This window comes from Pseudoxanthomonas sp. UC19_8, from assembly GCF_042700505.1.
Lineage (GTDB): Bacteria > Pseudomonadota > Gammaproteobacteria > Xanthomonadales > Xanthomonadaceae > Pseudoxanthomonas_A > Pseudoxanthomonas_A winnipegensis.
Genome location: NZ_CP170559.1, coordinates 3,096,843 through 3,118,247, shown reverse-complemented (window position 1 = coordinate 3,118,247; position 21,405 = coordinate 3,096,843). Strand labels below are relative to the sequence as shown.

At 65.2% G+C, this 21,405-nt stretch carries 19 protein-coding genes and 1 pseudogene; 10 read left to right on the top strand and 10 right to left on the bottom strand.

Features of this window, described 5'->3' with window-relative positions; genetic code table 11:
• The first annotated feature begins 45 nt into the window (after nt 1-45).
• The 6 genes and pseudogenes from ACFJIT_RS13765 to ACFJIT_RS13740 all read left to right on the top strand — a co-directional run bounded on the left by ACFJIT_RS13765 (nt 46) and on the right by ACFJIT_RS13740 (nt 6,927).
• Nucleotides 46-1,146, top strand: a complete 1,101-nt coding sequence (locus ACFJIT_RS13765) for a class I SAM-dependent methyltransferase (protein ID WP_379653926.1) — start codon at nt 46-48, stop codon at nt 1,144-1,146.
• Nucleotides 1,147-1,202: 56 nt separating this feature from the next.
• Nucleotides 1,203-2,135: pseudogene (locus ACFJIT_RS13760) on the top strand (glycosyltransferase); the annotation flags it as partial.
• A gap of 970 nt (nt 2,136-3,105) precedes the next feature.
• A complete protein-coding gene (locus ACFJIT_RS13755; RefSeq protein ID WP_379653925.1) occupies nt 3,106-3,726 on the top strand; it encodes a glycosyltransferase in 621 nt (206 codons plus the stop codon).
• Nucleotides 3,723-4,697 carry a glycosyltransferase gene (locus tag ACFJIT_RS13750; protein ID WP_379653924.1) on the top strand — a complete coding sequence of 325 codons (975 nt, stop codon included), beginning with the start codon at nt 3,723-3,725 and terminating at the stop codon, nt 4,695-4,697. The genes ACFJIT_RS13755 and ACFJIT_RS13750 overlap by 4 nt, the downstream gene beginning before the upstream one ends.
• A gap of 77 nt (nt 4,698-4,774) precedes the next feature.
• On the top strand, nt 4,775-6,376 hold the full coding sequence (locus ACFJIT_RS13745; RefSeq protein WP_379653923.1) for a hypothetical protein: 1,602 nt from the start codon (nt 4,775-4,777) through the stop codon (nt 6,374-6,376).
• A gap of 23 nt (nt 6,377-6,399) precedes the next feature.
• On the top strand, nt 6,400-6,927 hold the full coding sequence (locus ACFJIT_RS13740; RefSeq protein WP_379653922.1) for a hypothetical protein: 528 nt from the start codon (nt 6,400-6,402) through the stop codon (nt 6,925-6,927).
• Nucleotides 6,928-7,169: 242 nt separating this feature from the next.
• Here ACFJIT_RS13740 and ACFJIT_RS13735 read toward each other — a convergent pair whose 3' ends face one another.
• From ACFJIT_RS13735 to ACFJIT_RS13690, 10 genes are all read right to left on the bottom strand, one after another.
• Entirely contained in the window at nt 7,170-8,645 is a 1,476-nt protein-coding gene (locus ACFJIT_RS13735) for a hypothetical protein (protein WP_379653921.1), read from the bottom strand.
• Nucleotides 8,646-8,719: 74 nt separating this feature from the next.
• Entirely contained in the window at nt 8,720-9,112 is a 393-nt protein-coding gene (locus ACFJIT_RS13730) for a GtrA family protein (protein ID WP_379653920.1), read from the bottom strand.
• Complete coding sequence (locus ACFJIT_RS13725; protein WP_379653919.1) at nt 9,109-10,404, bottom strand: NAD(P)/FAD-dependent oxidoreductase; 1,296 nt, start codon at nt 10,402-10,404, stop codon at nt 9,109-9,111. Before ACFJIT_RS13725 ends, ACFJIT_RS13730 begins: the two co-directional genes overlap by 4 nt.
• Before the next feature lie 22 nt (nt 10,405-10,426).
• Entirely contained in the window at nt 10,427-11,371 is a 945-nt protein-coding gene (locus ACFJIT_RS13720; protein WP_379653918.1) for an NAD-dependent epimerase/dehydratase family protein, read from the bottom strand.
• Between the two features lies 1 nt (nt 11,372).
• A complete protein-coding gene (locus tag ACFJIT_RS13715; RefSeq protein WP_379653917.1) occupies nt 11,373-12,101 on the bottom strand; it encodes an SDR family oxidoreductase in 729 nt (242 codons plus the stop codon).
• A 2-nt stretch (nt 12,102-12,103) separates the two neighbouring features.
• Nucleotides 12,104-13,411, bottom strand: coding sequence for an FAD-dependent oxidoreductase (locus tag ACFJIT_RS13710; RefSeq protein ID WP_379653916.1), 1,308 nt, complete (start codon nt 13,409-13,411; stop codon nt 12,104-12,106).
• A complete protein-coding gene (locus ACFJIT_RS13705) occupies nt 13,411-14,799 on the bottom strand; it encodes a UbiA family prenyltransferase (protein WP_379655779.1) in 1,389 nt (462 codons plus the stop codon). The genes ACFJIT_RS13710 and ACFJIT_RS13705 overlap by 1 nt, the downstream gene beginning before the upstream one ends.
• Before the next feature lie 122 nt (nt 14,800-14,921).
• On the bottom strand, nt 14,922-15,905 hold the full coding sequence (locus ACFJIT_RS13700) for a YbhN family protein (protein ID WP_379653915.1): 984 nt from the start codon (nt 15,903-15,905) through the stop codon (nt 14,922-14,924).
• 19 nt (nt 15,906-15,924) lie between these two features.
• Nucleotides 15,925-16,866, bottom strand: a complete 942-nt coding sequence (locus tag ACFJIT_RS13695; RefSeq protein ID WP_379653914.1) for an electron transfer flavoprotein subunit alpha/FixB family protein — start codon at nt 16,864-16,866, stop codon at nt 15,925-15,927.
• A 101-nt stretch (nt 16,867-16,967) separates the two neighbouring features.
• A complete protein-coding gene (locus ACFJIT_RS13690; protein ID WP_379653913.1) occupies nt 16,968-17,714 on the bottom strand; it encodes an electron transfer flavoprotein subunit beta/FixA family protein in 747 nt (248 codons plus the stop codon).
• A gap of 229 nt (nt 17,715-17,943) precedes the next feature.
• On the opposite strand from ACFJIT_RS13690, the gene rfbB reads away from it, so the two are divergent.
• The 4 genes from rfbB to rfbD are packed head-to-tail and all read left to right on the top strand — an operon-like array spanning nt 17,944 to nt 21,378.
• Entirely contained in the window at nt 17,944-19,002 is a 1,059-nt protein-coding gene (gene rfbB / locus ACFJIT_RS13685) for a dTDP-glucose 4,6-dehydratase (RefSeq protein WP_379653912.1), read from the top strand.
• Nucleotides 19,003-19,025: 23 nt separating this feature from the next.
• Nucleotides 19,026-19,934 carry a glucose-1-phosphate thymidylyltransferase RfbA gene (gene rfbA, locus ACFJIT_RS13680; protein ID WP_379653911.1) on the top strand — a complete coding sequence of 303 codons (909 nt, stop codon included), beginning with the start codon at nt 19,026-19,028 and terminating at the stop codon, nt 19,932-19,934.
• Nucleotides 19,931-20,488, top strand: a complete 558-nt coding sequence (gene rfbC / locus ACFJIT_RS13675) for a dTDP-4-dehydrorhamnose 3,5-epimerase (protein ID WP_379653910.1) — start codon at nt 19,931-19,933, stop codon at nt 20,486-20,488. The genes rfbA and rfbC overlap by 4 nt, the downstream gene beginning before the upstream one ends.
• Nucleotides 20,485-21,378, top strand: coding sequence for a dTDP-4-dehydrorhamnose reductase (rfbD, locus tag ACFJIT_RS13670; protein WP_379653909.1), 894 nt, complete (start codon nt 20,485-20,487; stop codon nt 21,376-21,378). Before rfbC ends, rfbD begins: the two co-directional genes overlap by 4 nt.
• The last annotated feature ends 27 nt before the right edge of the window (nt 21,379-21,405 follow it).

Sequence of the window (21,405 nt, the reverse complement as noted above, 5' to 3'; positions counted from 1 at the left end):
GCAGTGTGCATATCCCTACGGGAATGGCGTGTACGGAGCGCAATCGTGATCAACTTCCCAATTAACAATACGATGTTCCTGCACCCGCAATGCACTCCTGAGAGTGCCTGGCTGGGGCACATCCCGTTCGCCGGATGGTTGATCGAGGAAATGCGGCCGGGAATCCTAGTTGAGCTGGGAACGCATCGCGGTGCGTCCTATTTGGCGTTCTGCCAGGCCGTACAGGGCTGCGCAGTCCAAGCCAAGTGTTACGCCGTCGACACGTGGGAAGGCGATGAGCATGCGGGTATCTACGGCGACGAGGTGTTCTTCACGTTGCTGGATTATCACCAGCGCAATTACGCCGACTTTTCGCGTTTGATGCGCATGCGCTTCGAGGAAGCTGTCGAGTATTTCGAAGACGGCAGCGTGGATCTGTTGCATATCGACGGGTTGCATACTTACGACGCGGTCCGCAACGATTTCGAGACTTGGGCGAGAAAACTGTCACGGCGCGCCGTGGTGCTTTTCCACGATATCAATGTCAGGGAGCGTGATTTCGGCGTGTGGCGGTACTGGGCGGAGATCCGCCAGCGCTATCCGTCGTTCGAATTCACCCACACTCATGGTCTAGGCGTGCTACTGGTGGGCGAGGACCAGCCCGAAGCGCTGCGCCAGCTATGCGCATTCACCGCGGTTGAAGGGGCTCCGGTTTTGGTGAACCGGATGTTCGAGCATGTCGGGCAATTGATCTCAACCAAGCTGGATATCGGGACGCTCGCGCGAGAGCAGGGCAGGCTGGCGGCATTGTTGAACGAGAGCGAAGCAGCGAAGGGCGAGATATCCGCCGAGCTCGCAGGCCTGCGGGAAACCCACACCTTCCTGCAGTCCAAATTGGGAGAGCAGGAGGCTGCGTATCGCAGCGAAGTGGCGCATAGCGCCGAGCTTTCGGCAAAGGTGGCAGAGGTCCCGTTACTGATGGGGCGCTTACAGGAAGAGTTGGTGCAGCTTACCGAAATGCTCGCGGCCAAGGAGGCGGACATGCAGCGCATTCAAGCGGAGAAGCAGCAGCACGCGGTAGCGCTGGAGCGCATGCGTGCCTCGTTCAGCTGGCGTCTGATGGCGCCGTTGCGGTCAATGAAGCGAATGTTCACTGGCGTCCCTTGATGTTAATATTGCGCTAATTGATCCGCGCGCACGGATCTCATTGCCCGGAATTTTTGATGAAGCCATGGCGCGTTCTGCTCCTCGACACCAAGCGGAGTAACCCCAACCATTACATCTGCCTGGCCATCGCCAGGGCGCTCGAACAGCACGGCGGCGTCGAGTGCATGATCAAGGCCGACTACGCGTCAGCCGTGGTGCAGGCGCATCGGCATGAGTGCAATCTGCTGCTCGCCTTCGATGGGGAGGAGTTGGATCGCTCGTTGGTCGAGCGCTTGGTTGATGTTTGCGGCCGCGCCGTACTTTGGGTTACGGAGGATCCTTACGAGCGCAGCATCAACGTGAAGAATTCAGATCTGTTCGATCTCGTATTCACGAACGATGCCGGCAGCGTCGCCGGTTACGGTGCCAAGGGACGGCATCTGTCTTTCGCCGCGGACGAGCGCTTCCATTTCCATGCGTTGCCCGAGTCGGACGACGGCCACTATTTCTACGACCTGTTCTTCGCGGGCACTGCCTGGCCGAACCGGTCGGAGTTTCTCGGCGAGCTGCAGGCCGCGATTCCCAGTATTCGCCTGAAGTTGGCCTTGCCTGCCAATCCCTACATTCCTGCGCCCAAGCTCGGCATGGAGCTCAGCGAGTACGATTGGCGCACGCCGAACACCGAGTTCGCGAAGTTCGCGAATCGCAGCCGTTCGGTGCTGACCCTGCATCGTGCGTTCTCTTCTTCGGGCAACGATCCGGTCGCGCAGACCCCGGGGCCGCGCTTCTTCGAAGTGGCGTTGGCGGGTGGCTTCCAGTTGGTGGATACCTCCATCCCCGAAATTCGGGTGGACGACTTCTTCACCGAAGGCAAGGAATACGTCGGATTTTCGAGCGTGCAGGAGTGCATTCAGAAGCTGGAGCATTACCTGGCCTATCCGCAGGAACGCCTGGCCATCGCCCGCGCCGCGCAGCAACGCGCCCGGACCGAGCACTTGTACGCCAACCGGGTTCAGACCCTGTTCGTGGAGCTGGAGGCGTTGACGGTGGCGCCGGTGCCGGTGCCGGCGCCTTCGCTGCAGCCCGTGCCCAAGGCGCGCCGGCGCATCATGATGGTGTCGCACAATATTCTCGGCGTTGAGCCCTACGGTGGCGTGGAGGTCTATCAGGACTCCGTACGCCAGGCGATCAAGGACGAATTCGAACTGTTCTTCTACGTTCCCGATCGGACGGTGACGCCGGTTGGCATGCGCTACGTGGTGTACAACGAAGCGATGCAGGTGGTCCAGAGCTTCGACTGCGCTTCGACGCTCGACGACTCGCTGTTGTCCTGTCCCGAGCGCGAGCAAGTGTTCTCCCGGTTGCTGGAGAAGTTCCGGATCGATCTGGTGCATTTCCAGCACCTGATCGGCCATGTGCCATCTCTCGGCTTCATTCCGTCCGCGCTCGGAATTCCCGCGGTGTTGAGCCTGCACGACTATTACGTCGTCTGCTCGCGCTTCAACCTGCTGGACTACCGTGGGGTGTACTGCAACATTGCCGCGTTGCCGGCGGAAACCTGTGATGTTTGCTTGAACGCGGCGCATGGCTTTGGAGCGGGCAGTCAGGCCAAGCGCAGGGCTTTTTTCGGCCGCATGTTGTTGGCGATGGATGCGCTTCATGCCAATACCGAGGGCGTGGCATCATTGTTCAGGACCATGTATCCGTTGCTGGGGGGAAGTGAAAAGCTGCGGGTCATGGGCGTGCCGATGCCGCTTGGCGACGAGCGTGCAAAGGTGCCGCAGCACCCGCCGGAGATGCCGGATGCGCCGCTGCGGATTGCCATCGTCGGCAACTTCACTAAGAACAAGGGCGGCGACCAGTTGGTCCATGCCTTCAACCAGTTGCGGACGGACAATGTCGAATTCACGGTGATCGGGCGACTGTCCGAGCCGTACAGCGAGATCTTCAACGTACTGAAGATCCCGAATCTGCGGGTGCATGGGGCCTACCGCCCCAGGCAGCCTGCCGCAGATACTGGCCGGCTTCTCGATGTCGATGCATTTCTCCATCTGGCCGGAGACTTACTGCATCAGCCTGTCCGAGGCGTGGAGCGCGGGGTTGGTGCCGATCGTGTCGGACACGGGCGCTCTCGGCGAGCGTGTGGCCGATGGCATCAACGGGTTCAAGCTGCCGATGGGGGAGTCCGGCGCGATCGTCTCGTTGGTCCGGCGGCTGGTCGCTGACCGCGGAGAGGTCGAGCGCGTGCGCGCGAACGTGCATGCCGGGCTCGGTGTCGGTCACCAGGAACACGTGCAGTGGCTCAGCGGGCTCTATCATGGCCTGCTGGCACAGTTGCCGCCTTGGCGCGCGCGTGACCCCGGGGTTCCGCCGCGCGGGCAGACGCTCAAGGAGATTGGCGTGTTGTTGATGGATCGAGAGTGGACCATCCAGCCGCGCGGTGCGACCGTCGTGGTGAACGAGGTCGCGCAGTTGGTGCCGACGCCGGAACCGGGACGGTTGCGCCGGGTGTACCGGTATTTCAGGAAGAACGGCGCGGTGAACACGGCACGCAGGCTCGCCTCCGAAGCCGTGCGCCGCCTCTCTGGAGCTGCGAAATGAGCATGCTTTCCCGCGTCCTGGTCTGCGGCGCCTCGCCGGACAATCAGAATCGCAACGTGGTGCTGCGCAGCTACGTGGCCGAAGGTTTCTGGCAGTTGCGTGGGATCGAATCGGTGGTGAACGTGCCGCTCGAGCACGCGGCGACCAAGGCATGGTCGGCCAAACCGGAGTTGGTGGTGTGCTTCGGTTCGTGCATGCCCGACGATGCCGATTACAGCGGCATCAAGCGCTATTGCGCGCAGACCGGCGCAACGCTGGTGTTCTGGCTGCACGACGACCCCTACGAATTCGATTTCAGCTACAAGATCAAGGACGTCGCCGATCTTGTCTTTAGCAACGACAAATGGTGCACCGAGCATTACGACCATCCGCGCGCGTTCCACCTGCCGCTGGCAGCGAGCGAACGCGCGCACTGGCGTCCGATCTCGGCGACGAAGGACGTCAACATCTTCTTCTGCGGCGTGGCCTTCGGCAACCGGATCAAGTTGCTGCGCGATCTGGCAAAGCCGTTGCAGGAGCAAGCCGCGGTGGTGCTGGGCGATGGCTGGCCGGAATCGGAGCTGCCGTTTTGCCGCAATCAGCGCCTGCCCAACAACGAACTCTCGGATCGGTATGCGCGCGCCTGGATCACGCTCAACATGGGGCGCGACTACCATTACGCCAACGACCGCTTCAAGCTGGACCCCTCCACGCCGGGCCCGCGCACGTTTGAAGCGGCGATGGCGGGTACGACCCAGTTGTTCTTCGTCGAGAGCCTGGAGATCGTCGATTACTACGCGCCCGGCACCGAGGTCCTGCTCTACAACTCCGTACGCGAGTTCCGCGAGTGCGTAGAGGCCATGGTGGGCGATCGCAATCGCTGCCTGGCGATAGCTGCGGCAGCCCAGCAGCGCACGCTGCGCGAACATACCTATATGCACCGAGCGCAGACGATGCTACAGCATGTGCAGGAGTGGCAGGCCGGCCGTTGACGGGGAAGCCGCGGCTTGGTCGATGGCCGAGCCGCGGCAACGGGAAACGTGGTTCGCGTACGTGAGGAGTCGGTAACGTGGCAGTGGAGTTGTGGGGAAGCCTGGCGCTTTGCGTCGCGGTGGCGTTGTCGTTGCTCGGCGTGGGGGCAGGGTTGCTGTCGCTCAGCGAAGCTGGTCGACGGCTGCACGGCCTGGAACTGCTGGCGTACTCCGTCGCTGTGGGCGTGGTCGGGCATGGCGCGCTTGGCGTCTTCGTCGTCTCGCTTCCCAGCGACAACCGGCTCAATGCCTGCATCGGGTTCGCGCTGCTGTACGCGCTGTCCTGCTGGCAGTGGTATCGCCACGGCGTGCTCGGCAAGTTGCTGGCGGGGCGCTGGCGGCTGACCGTTCTTGGTTTCGCCGCATGGATCGGCATGGCGTTGTCGTGCATGGCGATCGTGTCGATGCCGATCCGCTTTCCCGGCGAGTTGCCGGACGGGCCGTATGTGATCAAGAACCATCATCTGCACGTTAAGGTGCAGGTGATGATGGGGGCATTTCCGGCGGACAACTACCTGCCGTTCCTGTCCAGCGAGTTTCTGCTGCGGGACATCCAGTTCGCGTTCGAGCGACCGCTCATGCCCGGGCAGGAGCTGTCCAACCGCCCCATTCTGATGTCGCTGGTGAACGTGCCGTTTCGAGCCGTGCTGGATCCGCCGGCCAAACAGGTCCACGCGCTGCCCAGGTTCAAGTACGTCGGCCAGGATTGGCCGGACGTCGGAAGCCTGGGCGACGACGAAGCATTCCGGCAGTTCCTGGCGGTCGGCATCGTGTTGAACAGCACGTTGCTGCTCGGCGCGGCACTGCTGCTCATGCGGGCCGGACTGCGCGGTGCGTATGTGCTGGCCGGATTGCTGGTGGTCGTCAGCAGCCCGTACTTCATCGCGCAGACCCTGTTCACCTGGCCGAAATCCCTGGGTGGCTTCTTCCTGATCCTCGGTGCCTACGCATTGCTGTCGCGCCGTTCCGCCTTCGCCGCCGGTGTGCTGGCGGGCATGGCGTACTGGTCCCATCCCTACGCGATCGTCTTTGCCGGATGCTTTGGGCTGTACATCCTGCTGCGCGACGGATTCAAGCCGCAGTGCGTGCGTAACGTGATCGCCTATGGCGTGGCCCTGGTCGCCTGCGTGTTGCCCTGGTGGCTGTGGACGCGATGGTACCTGCAGATTCCGTCGGACCTGGTAGCGCAGAACCTGTTGAGTTCGGCGAGCCTGGGCGATTTGCTGTGGGTGCGTGTCGCCAACGCCGCGCGGACGTTCCTGCCGCTGTATCTGGGCACCTATCCACTGGTGCCCAACCAGCTCTTCCAGGAGATGCTGATCTCGATCACCGGCGCCATGGGCGTGTTGCTGAGCGCACAGGCCTACGCAGGCGCATGGAGCTATGGCAGTCGCCGGCCCAAGGAACTCTTCGCTTTGGTGGTATTGCCGAGTGCGCTCTTGGTCGGCGTGTTCAGCGCGCCGGCGATTCCTGCGGTGCATGGCCTGCAGGCCATCGGCATCGTGCTGTGCGTGTTCGCGATGAAGTTCATGCAGGACCGGATGGGCAAGCGGATCGCGTTGGCATGCGTCGTCCTTCAGCTGTTGATCAATCTTGGCCTGCTGTGGGCCAGGGCCGACGCGCTGTTACCGTCGGCCTGAAGCGGAAATCGAGGAGAAACGAAATGCGCGTGCGTCCGATGCTGGCCATGGCCTCCGTCCTGTGGGTACTGGCCGGGTGCCGACAGTATCCCGCCAGCGAATGCGAGAAGTACCTGGCGGCAGGCGATGTCTCCGTTCGCGTGCCGATGGATGACTCCTCCAATGCGGCGATTCCGTTGAACGATCGGCAGGTGCTTGCCGGCACCTTCGCGCCTCCGGCGACGCTGCACATTAAACGAGCGGCTGTGCAGATCGGCAACAGCGGTGGCGCCGCCCAGGGCAAGGTCGCCCTGAAGCTCTGTCAGGACGAGCGCTGCACGATTGGAAGAGCGGAGCTCGCCGGCTCCAAGGACAACGACTACCTGCCGGTCACGTTGGAATCCGAGTTTGCGCTGCAGCAGAGTGGTGGCGTGGTGCGCTACGAACTGACGCGCGAGTCCGGCGACGACAAGCTGGTCGTCTGGGTGTACCCCGCGCAGGGCAAGGAGTCGCTGACGGTCAACGGCAACCCTGAAAGCAAGGTTCTAAATCTGATGCTGTATCAGCGTTGATCTGCTGCGCAATGCGCGCACCCGGCCGGCGTGCGGTGGCTCGGTGGTCACTGGCTTTGCTGTGATCAAGTGATAAGGCACGGCTGCAGTCAAAGCCGCGGCCTCGCTCAATGTTCGCGCTTAAAGGCGCGCAGGCGCCTCGGGTCGCTTTGCTCCGTCAGCGCCGTCGACGCGCTGATCGCTGAAGCGTCAGCAGATGCGGCATTGCGCGCCGGACGCTGCGGCAATGCCCGGCGCAGCGGTCAGGGTTTGCTCTCGACATGGATGCACTTTCTGCAGCCGAGATCACGCTCGATCAACGGCGTGAACATGTGCATCGGCGGATTGAACTCGTGGTCGAGCTCGCTCAGCGGGCGATCCGTTACATGGCCCTGCGCCTTTTGCTGCGTCGCGGCTTCCTTGACCACGTTGGCCCACAGCACATCGGAGGGCGTAAGCAGGTAAGGCCAGATCTGTGGAATGGTGATGCGAATGAAGGCGGCCGTGCCGGCCGCCGATCCAAGCGACAGGATCAGCAGCGGCACTAGCGTCGGCTTGCCGAGCTTGCGCGCGACCACGCCGACGAGCGCGCTGATCGGCAGGTAGGCGAAGAAGGTTGCGAAGATCAGATAGCGCGTGCCGAAAAGGTAGCCATCCAGGCTGTGCGGATCCAGGGTGCCCTTGGTCCGCAGCACGGGGAGCGCACTGAACAGTGCCAGCGCGAGGGCGGGGAAGCCGACCACGATGCTGGCCAGCATCAGGGACGGTCGCGATTGCGTGCGGCTACGCTGGGCCATGGCGATCGCGGCGGCGAGTAGTGCCGCGAGCAGGGCGAGACCATAGACGGCATCGACCGGGAACGCTTCCACGTCCGGCCAGCGGAAGCGCCCGCTGGCCCACAGCGACTGCAGTCCACCATGCACCAGTCCCATGTACAGCGCACCGAACCGTTTCACCAGCGTCGACGGCGGTATCGCCAGTTCCTGTGTCGGCACGCCGCGGGTCATCATGACGCCATGCAGTGCCGTCAGCACGGCGAAGATGCAGATGGTGCGCCAGTGCCGGGGCGCGAGCCATTGGCTCCACATCAGCACGCAGCAGCTGATCAGGGTGGTGATGCTGACGACGAAGCCAACGCCGAGAAAATGCATCGAGGCATAGCTCCAGGCCATCGCCCAGAACAAGGCGCGCTCGTCCTGGAAGGCACTGGCGCGGATCAGATAGCGCAGCCCTGTCGCCGCACACGCCATGCAGAGGAATTGTGCGGCCATGAACGGCCAGGTCGCCATTTCCGCGATCGCCGGCTGCAGCAGGAACACCGCGGCGAGCAGATAGCCGGCGACCTGCGCAACGCCGCGGCGATTGCCCAATGCCTCCAGCGTCGTGCGCGTGAGTGAAGCCAGCGCGGTACCCAGCAGCCCAAGCAGCAGCATCTGCCGCCAGAACCACAGATGCTCGTTCGTGCTGAACAGCCTGGCCTGCAGCAGTTCAGCGGCGAAGTACAGCGGCGTGTAATGCCCGCTGTAGGATGAATAAATGTGTGCGTCGACAAAGTGGGCCAGATCGCCACTGTACGCCCAGGCGATGAATAGGCCGGATTCTGCCCTGAATGTTTGGATGTTCAGCCCGGACCAGTGGTAGAACGCTCCCAAGAAGAGCGTCAATGCCAGCCACGGAAGAAGAAACCTTTTGACGCATTGCGTGAGGCTGGATGAGTGCGGTTGGGAGGTTGTGGGCATGTCGCCGTTGCTCGCGTCGTGGTAGCGCAGTGGTCGAAGCCATCCGCCGTGCAGCGCGCAAGGCGGGAAGCGGATCAGTTCTTGAACGACAGGTACTTGTGGCCGAGGTAGCTGGTGACCACGGGGACGGCGACGCCGATCGCATGGGCGATCGTTTCGTCCAGATAGCGGACGCCGAGCCAGGGGAACACCCATTTCGCCAGCAACAGGCTGATCGCCAGGGTCTGCAGCAGGGCGACGGCATTGACCACGACGAACCAGGCGATCTGCGTGCGCTGGGTGTTGGAAGTTTCCTTGAACGCCAGCTTGCGCATCAGGATGAAGGCCGTGGTCATGCCGACCAGATAGGCCAGGACGATCGCCGCCGCATACGGAAACCAGAGGCTGAAGAGGATGCGCGAGCCGAAGTTGGCGGCGGCGGCGATGCCGCCGGACAACAGGAAGAAGAAGAAGCGCTTGCTGATCATGCGCTCGCCGCGACCTCGGCCAGGCGCCTGCCGACGTCAATGCTCTCGTTGATCGAGCGATCTTCCGGGTAGTAGTACGCGGTATCGGCCATGTAGAAGCCCTGCAGCGGCGTCTTCATCGCCGGCAGCATGTCCTGGAACCCTGGCGGGCAGATGGTCTGCGCATACTCGTAGCGATGGCAATGGGTGGCGCGGATCCACTCCGGCTTGAAGCCCGGATTGATCATCGGCAGGTAGCTGATGACCTCGTCGATCAGTTGCTGGTTGCTCCACTGCCACTTCGGATGGGTCTTGGGCATGTAGTAGGGCGCATACACGATGTGCTCGCCGGGGCCCTTGCCGGGGTTGAGGTTGCTGTACTCGATCAGGCCGGGGATGGAGATCCGGTCGTCGCTGATGTTCATCCAGAAGTTCTCGCTGACCGGCTTAGACAGCTTCAGGATCACGCAGGCGACGGGGATGTTCTCGATCGCGGCGACCTGGTCGGCGAAGGTCTTAGGCAGGCCGGGTACCATGCCGGGTACGTACTGGATCGGGGCCGTCGACACCACGCCGTCGTAGGCATGATGGCCGTCGCGGGTGCGGATGCCGGTGACCTTGCCATCGACCGAGGCGACCTCCTCGATCGGCTGCGACAGCAGGATGCGTCCGCCCAGGCGCGTCACTTCCGCGGCCATGCGCTCCAGCAGCACGGCCGAGCCACCTTCCAGATAGCCCATGCTTTCGTTAAACAGATTGCGCCGCGACAGCGCCACGCGCTTGATGCGGGTGCCGATCCACGACGCGGACAGGTCGTTCTGGTATTCGAAGAACTTCAGCGCGAACGCCTTCTCCCACATCACCTTGTAGGCCTTGGGGCCGATCCAGCGGGTGATCCAGTCGCGCGCGTTCTCCTTGTCCAGCGCGGTCCAGTCGCTGATGCCCTTGGTGTGCATGACGTGCAGGGCGTAGCGGATCTTGTCGACCAGCCCCAGGTGCGGGAAGCCGAGCAGCGCGAACGGCGTGCCCCACTTGTGCAGCTTGCCCTGGTAGTAATACCCCATCTTGGTGTCGGTCCAGTGCAGGCGGTCGGACAGCTTCAGGTCCTCGAGCAGCTTGAACAGCGGGAAATCGGTCTTGCAGATGAAGTGGTAGTAGCGCTCGATGCGCAGGCCGTCGAAATCGAAGTCCGCGGACATGCCGCCGATGCGGTCGTCGCGTTCGTAGACGTCGACCTGGTGGCCCTTCTTCAACAGTTCCATGGCAGCCATCAGGCCCATGGGGCCGCTGCCGACGATCGCGAATGTACTCATGGTTCTGGTCTCGTATGACGGTTCAGCGCTTGAGCACGATGTGGCTGTAGCGCGGGTCGGTATAGCTTTCGCGGATCGCGTCTTCGAACGGGGTCTGGCGCACGCCGAACACCGCTTCGGTGTCCACGCCCTTGAAATCGTCGCCGGCGCTCAGCGCCTTCAACTGGTCGGCGGTGAACGGCGGCTTGGAGCTGAAGAGCGAATACAAGCGCAGCAGGAAGGCGAAGAAGCCGATCGGGATATGCGCGATCACGGTGTGCAGTTTCTTGACCCGCTTGATGGTCTTGATGATGTCGACGTAGTCCACGCGGGTGTCGCCGACGATGTCGTAAACCTCGCCATCCGGTTCGCGCTCGATGCACTTGGCGATGCAGCGGCAGAAGTCGCGCTCGTACAGCGGCTGGCGCATGAACCGGCCATCGCCCGGAATCGGGAACACCGGGGTCTTGGCCATGAAGCGCGACAGCCAGCCCAGGTGCTTGGGGTCGAACCAGCCGAACATCAGGGTCGGGCGCAGCACGCAGTGACGCAGGCCGCTGGCGACCACCATCTCTTCCTGCGCGCGCTTGGTGTTGGTGTAGTCGTCCTTGGCCACCGAGTTCACCACCGAGGAACTGATGTGCACCATGTAAGGCACGTTTGCCGCGCGGCAGGCGGCGAGCACGTGCGCGGTCGCGGTCAGGTTGTTGCGGGTGAACAGGTCGGTGGTCTTGCCGGTGATCTGGGCGTGCAGCTGGGCAACGCAGGCCGCGCCGTCGAACTCGCGCGCCCAGTCGCCAGGCTCGGCCAGATCGGCCTCCACTACGCGTACCGCTGGATGCAGCTCGCGCAGGATCTGCAGGTTATGCGCATGCTTGTCGATCGCCACCAACTGGGTGTAGCCCTGCTGCTCCAGTTCGACGATCAGATTCTGGCCGACCAGGCCCGCGGCGCCGGTGATAACGATCTTGGCGTGTTTGTCGGTCATGTCAAAGCTTGATCCTGCGGAAGACGAATTCGGGAATGGATTTGATGACGAGCATGATTGCCCACCAGAAACCGGGCAGGTAGGCGACCGCGCGGCGGCCGTCGACCGCGCGCAGGATGCCCTTGGCGATCTGGTCGGGCTTGGCCCACAGCGCACCCTTCTTGAAGGCGGCGGTCATCGGCGTATCGACGAAGCCGGGCTTGATGGTGAGCACGTTGATGCCCTCCGGGCGCAGGCGCTGGCCGAGGCCGCTCAGATAGGCGCTCACCGCTGCCTTGGCGCTGCCGTACAGGTAGTTGCTGGCGCGGCCGCGGTCGCCGGCGACCGACGAGATCACCGCCAGCGTCGCGCCCGCACGCAGACGCGGTGCCAGCGCGGCGCACAGCGCGATCGTCGAGGTGCCGTTGGTGGCGAACTCACGCATCGACAGGTCGACCGAGGCATCGCACGCGGCCTGGTCGGGCAGCGTGCCGTGGGCGATCAGCACCACGTCGACGCCGTCTAACGCGGCCCAGGCGGCATCGAAGGCCGCCGCATGGCCGGCGCTGTCGTTGACGTCGAGCACGCCGCAACTGGCCTTGCCGCCGCGTGCTGACAGGTCCGACGCGATCGCGTCCAGGCGCGCGGCCTGGCGGCCGAGCAGATGGAGGGCCGCGCCGCGCGCGGCGTAGCGCCGGGCGGTGGCCTCGGCGATGGCCGAGGTGGCGCCGATGATGAGGACGCGTTGCATGTTCACTCCGTAACCCGGCGCCAGAAGCCGGAAGAAAAGCGGGGATCGAGATAGCGGCTGAAGTCCTGCCAGCGGGCGTAGGCGCACTGGAACGAGGCGGCGGACATGCGCGCGTCCTTGGCCGGGTACAGAGCGCCACCGGCGGCGTCGACGATGCGGTCCAGTCGCTCCAGCAGGCGCAGCACGTTGGCGCCGTCGTTGGGAAAGTCCAGCGCGAGGGTGGTGCCCGGGCGTGGGAAGGACAGCATGCCGCGCGCCGGAAGGTCGCCGAATTCCTTCAGCACGGCCAGGAAGGAGCCGCTGCCGCTGCGGGCGATTTCCGCCAGCAGCGCGTCCACGCCGTCGCGCGAGCAGGCCGGCGGCAGCACGCACTGGTATTGCAGGAAACCGCGCGGGCCGTACATGCGGTTCCAGTGGCGGATGCCGTCCAGCGGATAGAAGAACGGCAGCACGTGGCTCAGCCGGCGCTTGCTGCGCGCGGGCTGGCGCCAGTAGTACAGCGCGTTGAACGGCCGCAGCGAGAGCTTGTTGACCAGCGAGACCGGCGGGGTCAGCGGCATTGCCAGGCCCTTGCCGGGCGAGGCCGGGCGTTCCTCAGGCAGACCGGCGCAGTGATCGGAGCGGGTGAAATGACCGCGGCCACGGGCGCGGCCACTGGCCAGGCAATCGATCCAGGCGACACTGTATTCGTGGCTGTCGGCCGAGGCGGCGGACAGCGCGAAGAATTCGTCGAGCGAGCCGAAACGGATGTTCTCCGTCTCCAGCGCCGGCCCCGGCACGCGGCGTAACTGGATCTCCGCCCAGGTGATCAGTCCGGTCAGGCCAAGTCCGCCGACCGTGGCCGCGAACCAGCCGTCGGCATCGTCGTCGGGCGTGCACAGGCGGCGGCTGCCGTCGCTGCGCAGCAGTTCGAAGGCGAGCACGTGGTGGCCGAAATTGCCGGTGCGGTGATGGTTCTTGCCGTGCACGTCGTTGGCGATGGCGCCGGCCACGGTCACGTAGCGGGTGCCTGGGGTCACCGGCAGGAACCAGCCCTGCGGCAGGACCAGGTCGATGATCTCGGCAAGCGTGACGCCGGCCTCGCAGCGCAGCAGGCCGGACGCCGGGTCGAAGCCGATGAAGCGGTCCAGGCCACGCGCGCAGAGCAGGGTGCCATCGGGATTGAGGCAACTGTCGCCGTAGCTGCGGCCGTTTCCACGCGGCAGCGCGTTGCCTGCGAAGGCCGGCAGGGCGGCCGCCCGGTCGGCGATCGGCAGCAGCGTCTGCGTCGCGTGCGGGTAGCGTCCCCAGGACTGCCCGGCGTCGGCCATCAGATGGCGCTCAGCGCGAATAATCCGCACAGCACCACGACCACCTGGCTGACCCGGTCGGTGGCGGCGAATACGATCGGGTCGTCGTGCATGTCGCCACGGTGAGCCACGATCCAGACCCGGCTAACCCAATACAAGAGCACCGGGCAGATTAGCCACAGCAGCTTGGGATGGCGGTACAGCTCCACGCTTTCCGGACTGTTGATGTAAAGCGCCATCACCATGACCGCGATGTAGCCGGCCGCCGCGCCCATCGACTGCAGCAGCACAAGGTCCTCCACCGAATAGGCGCGCCCGCTGGCCTTGGTCTTGCCACTGCCGAGCATCGCGTGCAGCTCGGTGTAGCGCTTGAGCAGCGCCAGCGACAGGAAGATGAACATCGAGAACGCCAGCAGCCAGAACGACAGTTCCAGGTCGATGGCCACCGCGCCGCCGATGATGCGCACGGTGTACAGCGCCGCCAGCAATACCACGTCGATCATCACGATGCGTTTGAGCCGTAGCGAATACGCCAGTGTCATCACGTAGTAGGCCAGCAGGACCAGGGTGAAGTGCAGGTTGCATGCGAGCGACAGTGCCAGCCCGGCCACGGTCAAGGCCGGGGCAGCGAACAATCCCTGTAGCAGCGGCAGCCGGCCGGCGGCGAATGGCCGCTTGCGCTTGCGCGGATGCTGGCGGTCGGGCGTGAGGTCGAGCAGGTCGTTGAGCACGTAGACGCCGGAGGCGCATAGTCCGAACGCCACCATGGCGATCACCGACTGCAATACCGATTCACCATCCAGGAAACGGTGCGCGGTCAGCAGCGGCACGAACACCAGCAGGTTCTTCAGCCATTGGTGCAGGCGCAGCGCTTTCAGCCAGGCGCGGGCGCGCGGCGGCGCCGGCCAGTGTCCATGCACGGCGGTGCGCTGTGCGGCGGCCGCACGCAAGCCATCGCCGTTGTTGACGACCCAGGCGCCGCCGGCCTTGTCCCACACGTGCAGGTCCACGCGGCCATTGCCGGCATAGTCGAAGTTGCCCGTACCGAACCGCTCCACCAGCACGTCGGCCTTGTTGCGGCCAGACAGGTTGCGCCGGCCGTCGCTAGCAATGACCTCCTCGAACAGACCAAGGTGTGCGGCGATCGGTGCGACCAGCAATTGGTCCGAGGCGGTGCAGAGCACACGTGGACGCTGCGAGGTGGTGCGAAGCAGGTCCAGGACATGCTCGTTATAAGGCAGGGTTTCGGCCGGGAGTGAGACCCTTGCCGCCAGCTCGCGCTTCAGCCCGGCCTTGCCACGCAGCAGCCATAGCGGCAGCAGGAAAACGTACAGCGGGTTTCGTGCCAGCAGGGCAAGCAGGGACTCGTAAAGGATGTCCGAGTTCAGCAGGGTGCCGTCCAGATCCACGCATAGCGCGCGCCCGGGAACAGCCGGGCGATCGGCGGGAGGGCTGGGTGGGAAGGACATTACTGCGGCCTGGCGATGCATGGCGGGGCCGCGATTATACCTAGGACACTTCGTTGTCCGGCTCAGCCTGCTTGACGCCGTTGCAGAAATTCGGCCACGCATATCGCCAGTGTGCCGACGGCAATGGCGTACCAGAGTGTTACCAGGCGCGCCGCCACCGCGACGGCGATCGCATCGGCGGTGGCGATGCCGAGTTGATGCAGCATCAGAACGATCGCCAGCTCGGTCGTGCCGACCCCGCCGGGGACGAAGGACAGCGCGCCGATCAGCATCGCCAGCGGGTAGATGCCGAACGCGACCATTATGTCCAGGTCCAAGGCAAGCCCTTTACACAGGCCGACGAATACCACTGAGGTCAAGCCCCATGCGGCGGCGCCGGCAATCAGGCTGCGCGTCAACTGCGCGGTTCCCAGGCAGGCTCGCAGCTCCCTGGCGGCGTACAGAGCAAATTGCGTCGCGCGCCGCAGCCAGGGGCCGGGCAGGCGCCGGCCCAGGCGGTCCAGCCAGGCCAGCAGGGCAGGCCAGGCGGCGGCGCCGAAAAGCAGGGCAACCAAGCCCAGCACCACTGCGGCCAGGGTGCCCAGGGTGGGAAACACCGGTGCGGCCAGCAACGAAAGCGCCAGGATCACCAATAGATCGGAGGTTCGCTCGAACACGAACACCGCCAGCGTGCGCCCCGCCGGCACGCCCATGCGGGCGAAATAGCGGATGCGCAGCAATTCCCCGGCCTTGCCGGGGGTGGCGGTCAGGGCGAATCCGGCAAGGTAAGCGGCCCATCCCAGTCCGAACGGCACGGCATGGCCCTGCCGTTGCAACAGCCAGCGCCAGCGCCAGAAGCGGAACAGGTAACTGACTGAGACCGGCAGCATCGCCAGCAACAACAACGGCCAGATCGCGCCCAGCCGGGCAAACGTGCCGTTACCGCGGTCTATCCACCAAAGAGCGGCCAGGTAGCCACCGCACAACAGCAGGACGAACAACGCCAGGTGACCCTCTCGACGGCGCGGCGCGGACAGACCCTGGGCGCCGTCGCCGTGCGGCATCATTCCAGATGTCCGTCGCGACTCAGCCCAGCGCCTTTTCCAGCTCCGGCAGCACCGTGAACAAATCCCCCGTCAATCCGATATCCGCGATCTCGAAGATCGGGGCGTCGGCGTCCTTGTTGATCGCCACGATGGTGCCGGCGTCCTTGATGCCGGTCAGGTGCTGGATGGCACCGGAGATGCCGATGGCGAGGTACAGCTCTGGAGCGATGATCTTGCCGGTCTGGCCGACCTGGAGTTCGTTGGGGACGTAGCCGGCGTCGACTGCGGCGCGCGAGGCGCCCACGGCGGCGCCGAGCTTGTCGGCCAGCTTGTAGATGATCTCGAAGTTTTCCTTCGAACCCACGCCACGACCGCCGGAGACCACCCGGCGGGCCGACTGCAGGTCGGGGCGGTCGGACTTGCCGGCCGCCAGGCCGACGAAACGGGTGTGGGTAGGCAGGCTCGCCTCGACGCTGGCGGCTTCGACAGGGGCGCTGCCGCCCTGTGCGGCTTCCGGCCAGGAGGCGGTGCGCACGGTGGCCACGACGGTCTGCCCGGGATCGGCCTCGACGGTGATGATGGCGTTGCCGGCGTAGATCGGGCGGGTGAAGGTGTGCTCGCCTTCGACGGTGATCAGGTCCGAGACCTGGGCCGCGCCCAGCAGCGCGGCCACGCACGGCATCAGGTCCTTGCCGAAGGTGGTCGAGGGGCCGAACACATGCGTGTAGCCGGCGGCGAGCGCGGCGATCTGCGGGGCGAGCACCTGGCCGATGGCATGCTCGTTGGCCGGATTGGCGACGGTCAGCACCTTGGTGACGCCGGCGATCCTGGCGGCGGCCTCGGCGACGGCGGTCGGGTCAGCGGCCAGCACGGCCACGTCGAGCGCCTCGGGCTTGAGCGCGGCGGCGGCACTGACGGTCTTGGCGGTGGAGGCGTTGAGCACGCCGTCCAGGTGTTCGGCGATGACGAGGACTTTGGACATGTGCGGATTCCTGTTTCGTCATTCCCGCCTTGGCGGGAATCCATGAGGTGGGGTGCGGCGACAGGCGCTGGGTTCCCGCGTTCGCGGGAACGACGAGCGGCCTAGAGCAGGCCCTTCTGCTTGAGTGCGGCGACCAGCTCGGCGGCGTCCTTGACCATCACGCCACGGCTGCGCTTGGGTGGGGCGGCGTAGTGGGTCACCTTCAGTTCCGCGCCGGCTTCCACGCCGAGGTCGGCGAAGGGGAGGGTCTCCAGCGGCTTGGACTTGGCCTTCATGATGTCCGGCAGCTTGATGAAGCGCGGCTCGTTGAGGCGCAGGTCGGTGGTGATCACGGCCGGCAGGTCGATTTCCAGCGTTTCCAGGCCGGCGTCGACCTCGCGCGTCACCGTGGCCTTGCCGTCGGCGATCTCGACCTTGGAGGCGAAGGTGGCCTGTGGGCGACCCCACAGCGTGGCCAGCATCTGGCCGGTCTGGCTGGCGTCGTCGTCGATGGCCTGCTTGCCCAGGATCACCACGTCCGGCTGCTCCTTCTCGATCAGCTTGAGCAGGGTGCGCGCGGCGGTCAGCGGCGAGACCGGGCCATCGGCGACCACGTGCACGGCGCGATTGGCGCCCATGGCCAGGCCGTTGCGCAGGTGCGCGGCCGCGTCGGCCGGGGCGATGGTCGCCACGACCACTTCGGTAGCCACGCCCTTGTCGCGCAGGCGCAGAGCCTCCTCCAGGGCGATCTCATCGAAGGGGTTGGGGGAGAGCTTGACGCCCTCGGTCACCACGCCGGAGTTGTCCGGCTTGACCTGGATGCGCACGTTGTAGTCCACCACGCGCTTGTAGGCGACGAGAATCTTCATCGTGAAAGCGAGTCCTCTGACACGGAATGCGGATGGCCCGGCCGCGGCGGCTGGCGCGGGGCTTGATCTGCGATTCTAGCCGGGCGGGCGTGACCGTGCGACAGCGTATGGTCGTCAGGCGCCGAGGTCAGGTCTTGGTGACAGATTGGTTCACGAAGCGGGCGCTGCACGGTTTATCCTTGCGCGCTGCCGCCAAAGGCGGCCTTCATTGCCTGATCAGGAGACATACGTGGGACAAACGTGGTTGGTCACCGGCGGAGCCGGGTTCATCGGCGGGAACTTCGTCCTCGAGGCGGTCGCCAAGGGCGTCAAGGTCGTCAACCTCGACGCGCTGACCTATGCCGGCAATCTCAGGACGCTGGCCTCGCTGGAGGGCAACCCGGGCCACGTGTTCGTCCGCGGCGACATCGGCGATGGTGCGTTGGTGTCTGCGCTGCTGGCGGAGCATCAGCCCGATGCGGTACTGAACTTCGCGGCCGAGAGCCATGTTGACCGCTCCATCGATGGGCCGGGCGCGTTCATCCAGACCAATGTGGTGGGCACGCTCGGCCTACTGGAAGCCGTGCGCGACTACTGGAAAGGCCTGCCGGCCGAGCGCGCCGAGGCGTTCCGCTTCCTGCATGTGTCCACCGACGAGGTCTACGGCACGCTGGGCGAGACCGGCAAGTTCACCGAAGAAACGCCGTATGCGCCCAACTCGCCCTATTCGGCGTCCAAGGCGGCCTCCGATCACCTGGTGCGTGCGTTCCATCACACCTACGGGCTGCCGGTGCTGACCACCAACTGTTCCAACAACTACGGCCCATATCACTTCCCCGAGAAGCTCATCCCCCTGGTGATCGCCAAGGCGCTGGCCGGCGAGCCGCTGCCGGTGTACGGCGATGGCAAGCAGGTGCGCGACTGGCTGTTCGTGTCCGATCACTGCGAGGCAATCCGGACGGTCCTGGCCAAGGGACGCGTGGGCGAGACCTATAACGTCGGCGGCAACTCGGAAAAGCAGAACATCGAGGTCGTCAAGGCGATCTGCGCGCTGCTGGATCAGCGTCGACCGCGCGAGGACGGCCAGCCGCGCAGCAGCCAGATCACCCATGTCACGGATCGACCGGGCCATGATCGCCGCTATGCGATCGACGCCTCCAAGCTGAAGAACGAGCTGGGCTGGGAGCCGCGCCACACCTTCGAGCAGGGCATCGCGCAGACGGTGGACTGGTACCTGGCCAATCAGGACTGGGTCAATGGCGTACTCGACGGCAGCTATCGGCTGGAGCGCATCGGAGGCGTGCAGTGACCGCTTCATTGAGAAGTCCGCACATGGATGCGCACGCCCCCGGGAAGAATGCGCGTCGCGGCATCATCCTCGCGGGCGGCTCGGGCACGCGGCTGTATCCGATCACCAAGGGCGTCAGCAAGCAGCTGCTGCCGGTGTACGACAAGCCGATGATCTACTACCCGCTGAGCGTGCTGATGCTGGCGGGCATCCGGGAAGTGCTGATCATCAACACCCCGCACGAGCAGGCGCTGTTCAAGCAGCTGCTGGGCGATGGCTCGCAGTGGGGCATGGAGATCCAGTACGCCGTTCAGCCCAGTCCCGATGGCCTGGCCCAGGCCTACACGATCGGCCGTGACTTTGTGGACGGCAAGCCGAGCTGCCTGGTGCTGGGCGACAACATCTTCCACGGCCACGGCCTGATCGACACGCTCCAACGCGCGGATGCGCGCCGTGAGGGCGCGACGGTATTCGGCTATTGGGTCAACGACCCGGAGCGCTACGGCGTGGCCGAATTCGATGCCAGCGGCAAGGTGATCGACATCGAGGAGAAGCCGGCCAAGCCGCGCTCCCACTACGCGGTAACGGGACTGTACTTTTACGACGGCCACGCGCCCGAGCACGCGGCGTCGCTGAAGCCCTCGCCCCGTGGCGAGCTGGAGATTACCGATCTCAACCGCCGCTATCTCGAGGCCGGGCAGTTGCATCTGGAAGCGCTGGGCCGCGGCTACGCCTGGCTGGACACCGGCACGCACAAGTCCTTGCACGAGGCTTCCAACTTCATCGAGACCATCCAGCAACGGCAGGGCCTGCAGGTCTGCTGCCCGGAGGAGATCGCGTTCGGGAACGGCTGGATCGACGCCGCGCAGCTGGAGCGCCTGGCAGCGCCGTTGCTGAAGAACGACTACGGCCGTTATCTGCATGAGCTGGCCGTTCGAGGAGAAGTGGCTTGAAACTGATCGAGACCTCCCTTCCGGGCTGCACCATCATCGAGCCGGCCGTGTTCGGCGACGAGCGCGGCTTCTTCATGGAGACCTGGAACGCGTCGCGCTACGGCGAGCTTGGTCTGCCCGACCGCTTCGTGCAGAGCAATGTCTCGTCCTCGTCCAAGGGCGTGCTGCGTGGCCTGCACTACCAGTGGCCCAATCCGCAGGGCAAGCTGGTCAGCGTGCTGGAAGGCGAGGTCTACGACGTGGCCGTGGACGTCCGCCTCGGTTCGCCCACCTTCGGTCGCTGGGCCGCCGTGCTGCTGAGCGCGCAGAACAAGCGCCAGTTCTGGATCCCGGAGGGCTTCGCGCACGGTTTTGCGGTGCTGTCCGAGCGCGCCCTCTTCAGCTACATGTGCACCAACGTCTACGACAAGGCCGCCGACGCGGGCGTGCGCTGGGACGATCCGGCCATCGGCATCGACTGGCCGATCGGCTCGCCGAACCTGTCCGACAAGGACGCGGCCGCCCCGCTGCTGGCCGACGTGCCGCAGGCGCGCCTGCCGGTCTACACGCCGTGACGCTCCTGCTGCTTGGCGCCAACGGTCAGGTCGGCCGGGAGCTGCGCCGCGCGCTGGCGCCGTTGGGCGAGGTGGTCTGCACTACGCGCAGCGGCACGCTGGAAGACGGTGCGGCATGCGAAGTCGCCGACTTCGATCGGCCCGAGAGTCTGCCGGCGCTGCTGGATCGCCTCGCGCCTACCGTCGTGGTCAATGCCGCGGCGTACACCGCGGTGGACAAGGCCGAGGAGGATCGCGATGCGGCCTTTCGCGCCAACGCGGAGTCGCCCGGCGCCTTGGCGCGCTGGTGCGCCGCGCATGGCGTGCCGCTGGTGCACTACTCGACCGACTACGTGTTCGATGGTCAGGGCACCGCGCCTTACGCCGTCGATGCGCCGACCGCGCCGCTGGGCGTGTATGGCGCCAGCAAGCTGGCGGGAGAAGAGGCGGTCCGCGCGGCCGGCGGCCAGCATCTGATCTTCCGCACGGCATGGGTCTACGCCTCGCATGGCAAGAACTTCCTGCTGACCATGCTGCGCGTCGGCGCGCAGCGCGATGAGCTGCGGGTGGTGGCCGACCAGATCGGCACGCCCACCTCGGCGGCGTTGATCGCCGACGTCACCGCGCAGGTCTTGCGACAGGGAACGGAAGCTTCCGGCACCTGGCATCTGACCGCGGCGGGCCAGACCAGCTGGCATGGGTTCGCCGAGGCCATCTTCGCCCGCGCCGTGGCGGCCGGCCTGCTGCCGCTCGCGCCGCAGGTGGTGGCGATCCCGACGTCCGAATATCCGACCCCGGCGCGGCGTCCGGCCTATTCCTGCCTGGACACGACGACGCTGCGACGCGACTTCGGCATCGACCTGCCGGCCTGGGAAACCGCGCTCGACAGCGTGGTGGCCGAACTGAAGTAAGGCTTTCGTGACGGCTGTTGCGCTTTG

Coding starts and splice junctions, on each gene's coding strand:
- ACFJIT_RS13715 (WP_379653917.1), bottom strand. CDS start 12,101: ATGCAACGCGTCCTCATCATCGGCGCCACCTCGGCCATCGCCGAGGCC.
- ACFJIT_RS13700 (WP_379653915.1), bottom strand. CDS start 15,905: ATGATGCCGCACGGCGACGGCGCCCAGGGTCTGTCCGCGCCGCGCCGT.
- ACFJIT_RS13695 (WP_379653914.1), bottom strand. CDS start 16,866: ATGTCCAAAGTCCTCGTCATCGCCGAACACCTGGACGGCGTGCTCAAC.
- ACFJIT_RS13725 (WP_379653919.1), bottom strand. CDS start 10,404: ATGAGTACATTCGCGATCGTCGGCAGCGGCCCCATGGGCCTGATGGCT.
- ACFJIT_RS13710 (WP_379653916.1), bottom strand. CDS start 13,411: ATGGCCGACGCCGGGCAGTCCTGGGGACGCTACCCGCACGCGACGCAG.
- rfbA (WP_379653911.1), top strand. CDS start 19,026: ATGGATGCGCACGCCCCCGGGAAGAATGCGCGTCGCGGCATCATCCTC.
- ACFJIT_RS13690 (WP_379653913.1), bottom strand. CDS start 17,714: ATGAAGATTCTCGTCGCCTACAAGCGCGTGGTGGACTACAACGTGCGC.
- ACFJIT_RS13740 (WP_379653922.1), top strand. CDS start 6,400: ATGCGCGTGCGTCCGATGCTGGCCATGGCCTCCGTCCTGTGGGTACTG.
- ACFJIT_RS13720 (WP_379653918.1), bottom strand. CDS start 11,371: ATGACCGACAAACACGCCAAGATCGTTATCACCGGCGCCGCGGGCCTG.
- ACFJIT_RS13730 (WP_379653920.1), bottom strand. CDS start 9,112: ATGATCAGCAAGCGCTTCTTCTTCTTCCTGTTGTCCGGCGGCATCGCC.
- ACFJIT_RS13735 (WP_379653921.1), bottom strand. CDS start 8,645: ATGCCCACAACCTCCCAACCGCACTCATCCAGCCTCACGCAATGCGTC.
- ACFJIT_RS13750 (WP_379653924.1), top strand. CDS start 3,723: ATGAGCATGCTTTCCCGCGTCCTGGTCTGCGGCGCCTCGCCGGACAAT.
- ACFJIT_RS13755 (WP_379653925.1), top strand. CDS start 3,106: ATGGGGCCTACCGCCCCAGGCAGCCTGCCGCAGATACTGGCCGGCTTC.